The organism is Geoglobus sp. (assembly GCF_054018175.1).
Genome location: NZ_JBPLZQ010000101.1, coordinates 1 through 10,491, shown reverse-complemented (window position 1 = coordinate 10,491; position 10,491 = coordinate 1). Strand labels below are relative to the sequence as shown.

General features: G+C 51.2%; 16 protein-coding genes and 1 tRNA gene. 5 read left to right on the top strand and 12 right to left on the bottom strand.

What is annotated here, in order from left to right; genetic code table 11:
• The 8 genes from ACXJJC_RS07870 to ACXJJC_RS07835 form a co-directional block, all read right to left on the bottom strand.
• Nucleotides 1-1,051, bottom strand: a 1,051-nt coding sequence (locus ACXJJC_RS07870; RefSeq protein WP_456370780.1) for a hydantoinase/oxoprolinase family protein, incomplete at its 3' end; no start/stop codon positions are given.
• Between the two features lie 43 nt (nt 1,052-1,094).
• The gene (locus tag ACXJJC_RS07865) at nt 1,095-1,736 is read right to left on the bottom strand and encodes an N-glycosylase/DNA lyase (RefSeq protein WP_456370779.1); all 642 of its coding nucleotides are present in this window, start codon (nt 1,734-1,736) and stop codon (nt 1,095-1,097) included.
• Complete coding sequence (locus ACXJJC_RS07860; RefSeq protein ID WP_048095275.1) at nt 1,729-1,893, bottom strand: 30S ribosomal protein S27e; 165 nt, start codon at nt 1,891-1,893, stop codon at nt 1,729-1,731. The genes ACXJJC_RS07865 and ACXJJC_RS07860 overlap by 8 nt, the downstream gene beginning before the upstream one ends.
• 4 nt (nt 1,894-1,897) lie before the next feature.
• Nucleotides 1,898-2,176 (bottom strand): 50S ribosomal protein L44e, encoded by a 279-nt coding sequence (locus ACXJJC_RS07855; protein WP_456370777.1) that lies wholly within the window; start codon nt 2,174-2,176, stop codon nt 1,898-1,900.
• Entirely contained in the window at nt 2,173-2,724 is a 552-nt protein-coding gene (locus ACXJJC_RS07850) for a hypothetical protein (RefSeq protein WP_456370776.1), read from the bottom strand. Before ACXJJC_RS07850 ends, ACXJJC_RS07855 begins: the two co-directional genes overlap by 4 nt.
• A 2-nt stretch (nt 2,725-2,726) precedes the next feature.
• Nucleotides 2,727-3,788 (bottom strand): DNA primase catalytic subunit PriS, encoded by a 1,062-nt coding sequence (gene priS / locus ACXJJC_RS07845; RefSeq protein ID WP_456370775.1) that lies wholly within the window; start codon nt 3,786-3,788, stop codon nt 2,727-2,729.
• A gap of 24 nt (nt 3,789-3,812) precedes the next feature.
• The gene (locus ACXJJC_RS07840; RefSeq protein ID WP_456370773.1) at nt 3,813-4,664 is read right to left on the bottom strand and encodes a DMT family transporter; all 852 of its coding nucleotides are present in this window, start codon (nt 4,662-4,664) and stop codon (nt 3,813-3,815) included.
• Complete coding sequence (locus ACXJJC_RS07835) at nt 4,657-5,199, bottom strand: molybdopterin-dependent oxidoreductase (protein ID WP_456370772.1); 543 nt, start codon at nt 5,197-5,199, stop codon at nt 4,657-4,659. The genes ACXJJC_RS07840 and ACXJJC_RS07835 overlap by 8 nt, the downstream gene beginning before the upstream one ends.
• 73 nt (nt 5,200-5,272) lie before the next feature.
• Here ACXJJC_RS07835 and ACXJJC_RS07830 point away from each other — a divergent pair, with 73 nt between their 5' ends.
• From ACXJJC_RS07830 to ACXJJC_RS07810, 5 genes are all read left to right on the top strand, one after another.
• A complete protein-coding gene (locus ACXJJC_RS07830) occupies nt 5,273-5,929 on the top strand; it encodes an aspartate/glutamate racemase family protein (RefSeq protein WP_456370770.1) in 657 nt (218 codons plus the stop codon).
• A 34-nt stretch (nt 5,930-5,963) separates the two neighbouring features.
• Nucleotides 5,964-6,836 carry an acetylglutamate kinase gene (gene argB, locus ACXJJC_RS07825; protein ID WP_456370763.1) on the top strand — a complete coding sequence of 291 codons (873 nt, stop codon included), beginning with the start codon at nt 5,964-5,966 and terminating at the stop codon, nt 6,834-6,836.
• Between the two features lie 4 nt (nt 6,837-6,840).
• Nucleotides 6,841-7,605 (top strand): sugar phosphate isomerase/epimerase family protein, encoded by a 765-nt coding sequence (locus tag ACXJJC_RS07820; protein ID WP_456370762.1) that lies wholly within the window; start codon nt 6,841-6,843, stop codon nt 7,603-7,605.
• 48 nt (nt 7,606-7,653) lie between these two features.
• Entirely contained in the window at nt 7,654-8,127 is a 474-nt protein-coding gene (locus ACXJJC_RS07815) for a GNAT family N-acetyltransferase (protein WP_456370760.1), read from the top strand.
• A 69-nt stretch (nt 8,128-8,196) separates the two neighbouring features.
• Nucleotides 8,197-8,271: transfer RNA gene (locus ACXJJC_RS07810), tRNA-Ile, on the top strand.
• Nucleotides 8,272-8,460: 189 nt separating this feature from the next.
• Here the strand turns inward: ACXJJC_RS07810 and ACXJJC_RS07805 are convergent.
• The 4 genes from ACXJJC_RS07805 to ACXJJC_RS07790 all read right to left on the bottom strand — a co-directional run.
• A complete protein-coding gene (locus ACXJJC_RS07805) occupies nt 8,461-9,363 on the bottom strand; it encodes an IS481 family transposase (RefSeq protein WP_456370758.1) in 903 nt (300 codons plus the stop codon).
• Between the two features lie 222 nt (nt 9,364-9,585).
• Nucleotides 9,586-9,795, bottom strand: a complete 210-nt coding sequence (locus ACXJJC_RS07800) for a DUF2283 domain-containing protein (protein ID WP_456370756.1) — start codon at nt 9,793-9,795, stop codon at nt 9,586-9,588.
• Nucleotides 9,792-10,028, bottom strand: coding sequence for a hypothetical protein (locus ACXJJC_RS07795; RefSeq protein ID WP_456370754.1), 237 nt, complete (start codon nt 10,026-10,028; stop codon nt 9,792-9,794). Before ACXJJC_RS07795 ends, ACXJJC_RS07800 begins: the two co-directional genes overlap by 4 nt.
• Nucleotides 10,029-10,063: 35 nt before the next feature.
• Nucleotides 10,064-10,491: Cdc6/Cdc18 family protein (locus ACXJJC_RS07790; RefSeq protein WP_503421144.1), on the bottom strand; the 428-nt coding region annotated here is incomplete at its 5' end.

The window sequence follows — 10,491 nt, the reverse complement described above, 5'->3', positions numbered from 1 at the left end:
CGATCTCCGCGACCCGGTCAATGAATTCGTCTACGACCCTCTCAGCCGTGCCCGGGTCAGCACAACCCATTGACCTCTCGTGGTTCCCGATCCTCTCACCAAGGACGTTCAGCATGTCCGTTAGCGTTGGATGCTGACCGCCAAAGGCCATCGGTCTGTCGAGACGGTACGGCTTCAGCTCCTCCACGCAAAGGCTGTCACCACCGTAGGGTATGGAAACACTCCTGACGCACCTGATGTGCGTCTTGAGCCCCCTGATGATTGCCTTCTCATCAATCTCTGGCATTCCATCCCTTATTACCAGAATGTCGGTCGTGGTTCCACCCACGTCCACAACCACCGCGTTTTCAAGTCCGGTGAGGTAGTACGCCCCGTAAGCGACCGAGGCTGGGCTTGAATTGTAGAGCTCGGACGGGTTCCTCATCGCAACTCTCCACGGAATTATTCCACCATCTCCCTTGTAGTAAAAGAAGTCGTCGGTGAATCTCCTTATGCTGTTCGTGAGCTCCCACACTCCGGAAGATATCTTCGCGTTTATCACCGCGGTGTTTATTCTCAGTGGGAAGTTTATGTGCCCCACGTGATGGCTGAGCGCGATTCGCTCCCGGTCCACAAACCTGCTTGCAATTTCAAAGGCCCTGTGCTCAAGTTCGGGGTTTCTGATGGAGAATTTCCCGGAGATTGCAACAGCATCGTACTCATTTTCCCTCAGGGCTCTCTCCACCTCTTCGGGGTCGGGCTCCTCCACAACGTCCCCCCTGTGACTGACATAACCCCTCAGAACGACGCCATAATCGCCGTAGTTGAGACCGGGACCGGGAAACAACAGTGAAAGCACTTTCACGCTATCAAACTGACTTGTTAGAACATTAAGGGGTAGGGATGTGCTCACGACGAGTCTGGTTCCCCTGAAATCCACTTTCTTAGAGACCTCGCTGAGAATCTTCGCGATTCCGTACTCGTTCGGATACTTAGAGGTCTGGAGGTTGCCATTTTCGTCAATGTAGGCCACGTCAGTGTTCGTGCCACCGACATCGATGCCAACGATCATTGCGGAGAACTGGACGGGGAAGGTATTTAATTATTGATATTCGTCACTTGAGGACCTTCCCGGTTCTCAGGTACCAGACGTACAGGTCAAAGATCCCGGGCTCCATTCCAGCTTTTCTTGCCAGTGCTGAGAATTTCCCCTCTATGTCAAGGTACCTCTTTCTGGTGAGGGTTTTTGGCACATCGATTACTCCGTACTCTGAAAGCGTCGTGAGGATGTGCCTGTCAAGAATTGCCACATCGAAGTAGCCAACGTTCCTGAGGAAGTGGCTTGCCTCCTTGTAACCCAGACCCTTCACGTTCCTGACGAGCCACTCCCTCGCGCCAAAAACACCACCGCTCTCGATCTTCTCAAGGACAATGTCCCTTATTCCGGAATACTTCCTTGCCTCCACTATGAACTCTGCCCTCTTCCTCCAGAACCTGTGTCCGGCCTTTCTCAGCTCCTCCTCAAGCCTGCTCCTCGGCATGGTCAGGAACCCACTACCAACGGAGTTCTGAATCCTTATCCCAAGCTCAGCAGAGCTGTTAGCCGTTAAAATGCAGAAGCATAGCTCGCTGAACCACGCTTCGTTGCCCATTCCGTTCAGCCTGACAAACTCAGAAACCCTCTTCTCAATTAAATCCCCAACAACCGGTTCGAGGTCTCTGACCCTCGAAATAAGAGAAAAAATTGAATCACTCAAGCGCCTGGAGCACCTCGGCCTTCAGCCGGGCTTTCCCACCTGTGGGCTCAACGAGAGTTCTTCCACAGACGAGACACTTCACGTGCGTGGAGGCGTGATCGAAAACAACCTGTTCATTCTCACAGTCCGGGCACTTAACCTTCAGGAACCTGCTCACGCTATCACCCCACCAGGTCGAACCTCTTGGCTCTCCAAGTGGGGCGGTGCTCGGCCTTACCGCACTCGGTGCATCTCCACCTTATGTTCACCCTCTTCGTCGGCTTGTCTCCACCTGGAACCTTGCTGAACTTGCCGAGGTTGCCCACCTTGCCCCTCCTCTTCTTCTGCCTGTTGATCCACCTGAGGGAGCTCTGCCTGCCCTTGCTTACCTTCTCAACCTCGTGAACGGTATGCCTGTTACAGTACTTGCAATACGTCCTGACCTTCTTTGGGTACTTCATCTTTTCACCTCTATTTTTTCAGCCACACCACTCTTTATCAGGGCGTTAGCATTAAGGGAAGGAATCAATACCACATCCTCCTTTCTCAATTTATATGTTTTTCCGTCAACACCCTCAAATTCAGGAATGTCCTGTCTGACCCTCACCAGAACCCTGTCGGATTCCTGATACTGTCTCGCTTCCTCTATACCGTCTCCCTCGACCACCCGCTTCCGGTACGTCTCGAGGAGCTGAACCAGATCCTGGTAGAACTCCCTCTCAACCCCTATCATGTTCTCCCTGCCCTCTATTCCACTCTCGGTTCCACAAACCTCCGCCCACGCCAGGTGAATTATCTTTATTGTCCTCATCTCGAAGATCCTCTTCTGCACCCTCCTGAGCGTCCTCAGCTCCTCGTCAATTTTCGAATACTCCTCATCCCCTGCAGTTCTCTTCAACTCGTTCAGTTCGTCTATCCTTAACTTGAGCTGGATGTAAAAATCCTCGTCTATCTTCTGAATCTTCTCCCTGCTCCTCTCAAGCAGTATCAGGAGGTCGTCAATATTCACACTCACCACCCGTAGAGAGCGACATTGCGGCATATAAGGTAGACGGCGGCAAATTCCGGCAGCACGTGCTTACCCTTCGGAAGTCTGAATTCCTCCCCCATCAGTCTGAACCTCACACCCGTTTTAATCCTTACCCTCACCCTCTCATCGCCAAATGCCACCGCATCCTCGAATGGGTCGAAGCTCTCAACCTCGTCCCTCGTCAGTGCCGTAACCCTCAGCGATGTTTTTCCGTGAAGTGAGCCCGGCAGTCTTATGAGCCTCTTAACGTCCGCAGTCACCGGTGGATCCACGTGAATTCTGAGGTGGTCCACGCACCTCCTGAAGAGTGTGGAAAGCTTATCACCTCTTAGTCTAAGTGGTCTGAGGTCTCCGCTGTAAACATCATCCCTTCTGGCTGGAAAGACTTTTTCAAGTCTCTCTGCAGTGCTCCTTCTCACTCTGAGGACCTCCATCACCTTCCCGCTGTCTATCGCCTTCTCTATTACCCTCGCGATGCACCTCCCAACCCTCAGGTACTGAGAAGCCTGGGGAAGTATCTCGCTGAACTCAACGCCTTCAAGCATGAGGTAATCCACGATCTCCCTTCTCTCACTGGAACCGAGAGACAGAAAGGAATCATCATAAACATGAATGTGGTATCCCCTCCCTCCAGAAAAGACAATTTTCATGTCCTCAACACCGAAGTCCTCCTCGAGGAGATCGTGCAGTCTGATGATCTGCTTCTTGGCCTCTGCAAGCCCGCCCCTGGGCAGGTGGTCCGCATCTATGTCGAAGATCAGGTCGGCCCCTTTCCAGCCCTTGTCGTCCATTTTCTCTGCCCCGGGGTTCTCGTAGTAGGCCGACGAGTAGTAAGCATGGAGGGGCGGATTTTTGATCACATAGCCCCTGAACTCGATGTCGCTTTCAAACGCGATGTGCCTGTTCATGACGAAGTCTGGAAGGGAGTCAATACTCACGAACGCCCACTCCCTCTCCACGAACTTCCTGGGAAGTTCGATGTCCGCCCTCGCGTAGTACTCCGAGAACTTCTGACGGATGAACGACTTGGTTATGGTGTCCACAACCCACTCTAAGGCCAGGCTGATTTAACTCTTGCTCCTGACGACGATTACTATCCCGGCTATTATCATCGCGCCACCGATCAGAGTCATGTGCGTGATCTCCTCCCCCAGCAGAAAGTATCCCGCGAGAATCGAAACGACAGGTATGGCCTGCAGGAACACCGACGCCTTCGAAGCCTCCTCCCTGTTCAGGAAGTAGTACCAGCCCTGATACGCGAAGTATGTGGAGAAAACCCCGAGGAAAACCACCGACAGAACTGTGATCACGTCAACCTCAAGAAGCTTGCTCAGCGAGGAGTACGAGAACGGGATGAGCGGCACCGACCCGAGAACCATCGCGTAAGACGTGAGCACGAGGGGATCGTACTTCCTCATCAAGACCTTTCCACCAACCGTGTATATTCCTGCAGAAAGCGTGGCGATGAGAACGAGCAGGACTCCAGTCAGATCTCCTCCACCTTCCGGGTGGGAGAGCACGTAAACACCAAGCAGCGCTATCATGATTCCGGTAACCTTGGCAAGGGTTATCCTCTCACCGAGAAGCATCGCTGAGAACACGAGGACGAAAACTGGAGCCATCGCTATTATCAGGCTCGCCACGCCGGATGGTATGTACATCTCACCAGCGTTGAGAGAGATGTGGTAAACCGCAACTCCAAAAACGCCGATGAATGATACCTTCAGAAGATCTCCCCTCGCGATCCTGTATCTGCCGTAGACTATCGTCGCGAGGAACAGAACATCGGCCACCAGGAACCTGAGGAACGCGAGTTCGTACGGTGTTAAGCTCATGACAGCGTACTTTATCGCCGTGAAAGCAAGCCCCCAGAAGAGGATCGTGAATATGAGCACGACCCACTTAAACACGTCACCCATTCCTTCTCTGCCCCTCCCAGACGTTTCCAGTAACATGGTAACCTCTCTCCTCCCAGTAACCACCCTCGGGGCTGTCAGTGAAGACAAGCTCGCAGACCCACTTTGCACTCTTCCAGAAGTACAGGTCCGGCACCACAAGCCTTACGGGAAAGCCGTGTTCGGGTGGTAGCACATCACCGTTCATCCTGAGGGCGAGAATTGACCTCTCGAAGTATTCGAGCGGTATGACTGTCGAATAACCGTCGAGGGATTTTGCCAGCACGTAGCTGGCGTTGAGGGGCTTTGCCAGCTCAATTACTGTGCGAGCCGGAACTCCCTCCCACCTTATCCCGAGAACGCTCCACCCCTCAACGCAGTGCGCTGGCACCTCCACCTCCACATGCTCCATTCTCACGAGAGACTCGTAGGTTAGAGTTAGCCTGCTCTCAACCATGCCCGTAACCCTGAGAGAGTAATCTGATACATCCACATCTGGAATGCCCGATATGCTGAGCACGGGCAGATCGGGAACTTCCTTCTGGTCAGGAGGTAGCATGTCACGTGCTCGATTTTGATGTTTTAAACCCTTTCCCCAAAGGTTTTTCACCGGACTTTCGCATACAGCTGTCATGAAGAGAATTGGACTCATCGGTGGGCTGAGCCCGGAGTCAACGCTCTACTACTATTCAGAGTACATCAGGCAGTCGAGAGAGGTGCTGGGAAACAACAGGTATCCGGAAATCATCATCCACAGCATAAACTTCGGAGAGTTCCTATCATCGGACTGGGAGGGGAGACTGGAGATGCTGAGCAGCGCCGTCAGGTCACTGGAGAAGGCTGGCGCTGATGTTCTCGCGATAGCATCAAACACTCCCCACAAGTTGCTTCCAGAGCTGGAAAAGGTGACGAGCTTGGAGTTCGTGAGCATAATAGATGCCGTGGCGAAAAGGGCTGAGGAGAGGGGGCACAGAAAGCTCCTCCTCACGGGAACCAGAACGACCATGGCCGAGGAGTTCTACAGGAAGGAGCTCGAGGAGAGGGGGTTCGAAGTTACAATTCCAGCAGAGGTTGACGAGATTCACGAGATAATCTTTCAGGACCTCGTCTTCGGAGACCTGAGCAGGAAAAGCAGACTCGTCGAAATAATTAACGGCTATGATGCCGACGCGGTAATACTCGGATGCACCGAGCTTCCACTGGCGGTGAAGGAGGGAGACGTGAAGATGGAAGTAATAGACTCGGCTAAGGAGCACGTCAGGGCGATACTGCGAAAGGCTCTCGAATAATTAACTTTTTAAAATTACGGAACCACTTGGAGACATGGAAAAGGTCAGCGTTCTCGTGGAAGCGCTGCCGTACATCAGGGAGTTCCACGGGCAGACGATGGTGATAAAGATAGGCGGCCACGCGATGGTGAGCGAGGACGTGCTGGAGAAAACGGTCAAGGACATACTCCTCCTCTACTTCGTCGGGATAAAGCCCGTGGTCGTTCACGGAGGGGGGCCGGAGATAAGCGAGAAGATGAAGAAGTTCGGCATACAGCCGAAGTTCGTTGACGGGCTCAGAATAACCGACAAGGAGACCATAGAGATAGTCGAGATGGTTCTCGACGGAAAGGTGAACTCCAAGATTGTCTCGTACTTCATCAAGAACGGTGGAAAGGCCGTGGGGATGTCGGGAAAGGATGGACTGCTTGTGGTGGCGAGGAAGAAAAAGGTCAGGAAGAGGGTTGGTGAGAGTGAGGTTGAGGTTGACCTCGGTTTCGTCGGTGAGACTGAGTACGTGAATCCGGGAATTCTTGAAATAATAATCGACAACGGGTACATCCCCGTGATTTCCCCGGTGGCAATAGACCTGAACGGCAACGTGTACAACATGAACGCCGACATCGTGGCAGGCGACATAGCAGGCGCGCTGAAGGCGAAGAAGCTGATCATGCTTACAGACGTGGACGGAATTTACAGGGACAGAGACGACAGGAGCAGCCTTATCTCGAAGATGAGCAAGGACGAGCTCGAAGGAATGCTGAAGGAGGGGAAGCTGGACGGTGGCATGATTCCGAAGGCAGAGGCGATAATAAATGCCCTGAACAACGGGGTGGAGAAGGCCCACATCATCAACGGCTCAAGGGAGCACTCTATTCTGATAGAGCTGTTCACGAAGGAGGGCATCGGGACGATGGTTTACAGGTGACACCATGAAGCTTGGCTTCCAGCCCGACGTTGACCACTCTCTCGAAAAGGCGTTCGAGTTCGGCAGCGAGAGCGGTTTCAGCCACGTTGAAATCCTGATGGATCACCCGAACTTCCATTACGAGGTTGTAGACGCCAACGAGGTCATGGAGCTCTCAATGAGCTACGACCTCGACATCCTGATCCACGCATCCGCAATAAACACGAACTTCCTCGCCATAAGCAGCGAGATACGGGAGGCGAGCTACAGAGAGCTGGAGAACACGATGATCTTTGCCGAGAGGTGTGACGCGAAGGTCGTGACGGTTCACATAGGCTGGAACCCGGGGTTCATAACAGCGAGGGGTTTCGTGTTCAGAGAGGAGTGGTACGACAGGCACAACGAGAGAGTCCTTGTGGAAGAGTTCCTGCCGTTCGCGGAGAGATACGAAACCCTCGCCATAGAGAACACCATAGGAATCAAGGGCGGAATAAGGAGGGGGCTTGAGGAGATACTGAGCAAGAGTGACGTGAAGCTGACATTCGACGTCGGTCACCACAGGGTGAAGGAGGGGCACGACCTGTTCCTGGAGCATTTTGAAAGAGTCGTTAACGTTCACCTGCACGACAACAGGGGCGAGTACGACGAGCACTTGAGCCTCGGAGCTGGAGACACTGACTTCTCAATAATTCCAAAGAGCTACGGTGGCTACCTCACCCTCGAGCTGAGGGACGAGGACGCGATTGTCGAGTCGAAGGAATTCGTTCTCAAATCGGGCCTGTGGATGTGACGAGGATGGGAGAACTGCCCCGCAAGGTGGAGATACGGGAGGCGGGATTTGAGGACTACGGAGGGGGAAAAGTACTGTTTCGTGTACAAGTGGCTATCAGAGGTTTCGGATTTCCTTTACTTCACTCCCAACGAGGACAGGATCGAGGAGGACAGGAAGAGGTTTCAGGAACGCCTGAAATCAGGTGTGGTCGTGGTTGCCGTGACGGAGGATGGTAAGGTGGTGGGACAGTGCTGGCTGATAAAGCCGGAATCTCCTAAGGTATCCCACGTCGCTGGCCTAGGCATAGCCGTCGCCAGGGATTACCAGAAAACGGGCATTGGCAGAGCATTGCTGAAGAAAGCAGAGGATGTGGCAAGGTCTACCGGGATTGAGAAGATAGAGGTGGAGGTCGTAAAGGAGAACATTCCGTCCCTCTCACTCTTCAGAAAAATGGGCTACCAAGAAGAGGGCACGAGGAAGAAAAAGTTCAACCACAATGGGAGGCTGTACGATGTCGTGCTGCTCGGGAAGTTCCTCTGAGAGAGTGTCAAAAATGCTACCAAAAAATTCATAAACACTCCTGCCCGTTTTCTGATCGTCTTTCCCTGTGGGCCCGTGGCTCAGCCTGGTTAGAGCGTGCGCCTGATAAGCGCAAGGTCCGGGGTTCAAACCCCCGCGGGCCCATACTATTGTCGATTCAGACCATAAATAAATTGCAACAATGAACTGCAGATCTGTCCAAAATGGACCAGCATCGCTAACTTAAGTATTAATTAACGCAGTATTTATAATATGCCCTTATCAAAATTTCATCGATATTTAGCTTAATAGCATGTACTGCAAGGAACGTCGGTGTAGTATCCCAAAATTATTTCACTCCTCAAACAACCACCCCCTGCTGAACTCAAACACTCTCTCAGCAGGCAACTTTCTCAAAAATGCTTTATAGGGAGTCTCAAGCTCATCAAAATTCAGGCTCATGTGTGGCTTCACGTGATTGTACCACTCAACGAACTCCTCCACTGAACCAAACAGGTTAAGCTTCTGCTCCATCAACCCGAAGAACCTCTCCACCTTCCCGTTGGTTTGAGGATGATTTATCCTCGCCACGACATGCCTGACTCCATTCTCCTTCAGGAATTCTTTAAACCTGTGCCTGACTTTCTCTCTGCTCTTAGCTGCGACGAACTGCATTCCATGATCCGTTAAGATTTCATCTGGAATTCCATACTCTGCAAATCCTCTTCTCAGAACTTTGATGGTGTTCTCAGTTGTGGCGGAATCAAAAACACCGTAGCAGGTTATCAATCGACTTGCGTCGTCCATGAAAGCAAGTATCCACTTCTCTCCATGCCTCTTCCAGTCTCCCTGCCACAGACTCATGGAATGAGTCCTTTCAAACCTGACCCACTTTCTTCGCTTCTTCTTGTTCATGTTCTCCTCCACCAAACCGTGTTTGAGCAAAACTCTGTAAATGGTGTTGTGAGGGATATGTAATCCATAGATCTCATCTATTTTCTTTTCCATCAGTACTGGACTTAGCCTGTACTTCTGGTAGGCTTGCAAGACGATCTCTTCTGTTTCCTTGTCGATGGGTTTTGGTTTTCTTCCTGCCTGCTTTAATTCTGGTATCCAGCCTGTTTCTTCGTACTGCTTCTTGATCTGGTAAATTCTTCTTGGTGTTATTCTCATCACAGCAGCTATTTCCTTTACTGAAGTTCCCTTGTTGAGCTGCTTGATGATCCACTTGATTTTCCTGTTTGTTAGTTTTCTCACAGGAGTTAGGTGTTGGGTTGTGAAATAATTTTGGGATACTACAAAGTTGTGTAAGCACCCTAAAGAAGATAGTTTCAGTCAGAAATCCTGAGAGCGTTGATGCTGAGTATTACAGAAAACTGCTCGAGAAAGCATACAGGGAGGCTGAGTTTGCTGTCAGTTCTGCTAAACACAATAGCCTGAATTCCAGCTAAACCACTGAGTTCAATGTCATCAAGAAGTTTACAGCTTTACCTCCTTAACAGACCTGATGTACTCGAGAAACACCGGAAGAATAAGCTCCTTGGCCCTCCAGATCTCCATGCTCACTATCTCCCCATCTTTATCAAAAGACACGACAACATCCTCATTTACCATGTCAGAGTCAACTGGCTTTGAATCTGAAAACTTCAGATACAGGATGTCCGCTTTTCTGTCATATCTGACATTCATAATTCCAACCACCTTCCACTCTTTACTCTCTTTTCAATCTTATTAACTTTGCTGGTGGGGAAAAGTGTGACAATAGTGATTTCGTCATTGCCCTCGTAGACAGTTATCAGGTACTTTTCCTTAGAGATCTTTTTTACCGCAACCACTCTCCCCGTCAGGATGTCCAGATACAGCTCATCTGGAGAGGTAATGCAGTTGTAAACCTCTTTTTCAGGAATGTCGTACTCTTTCATCCGCATTCTCGCATATTCTGTGAATTTCATGTATCTCATCCCCCCATAAGAGCTCTCAGCATCAATTCTCTGTCATACCTCCTGAGAATGTACCTGGTCCTCCCCCTGCCCTTCTTCCCCATCACCACATCTATCAGCCTCAGTCTTTCCAGCTTGTTGATGATCTCGTAGAACCTTGTATAGCCCATGTTCACCTCAGCCTTCAGTATTCTGTAAACCTCACCAGAATTCACATCTCCTTCGATGGAGTAGATTATCTTCAGAACCTCCCTCTCATCCGAATTCAGAGCAGAGATGCTCTTGGCCAGAAAAACCCTCGCCCCTCCCTCGTAGACCATCTCCACGTCTCCAAGCTCAATCCTCCTGCTCGCACTCCTCTCGGCCTCAATTCCAGACATTCTCAGCAGGTAAATCCCGAACCTTAGATCGGATGTTCTTGCGGTCAGCTCGACAATTCTCTCGA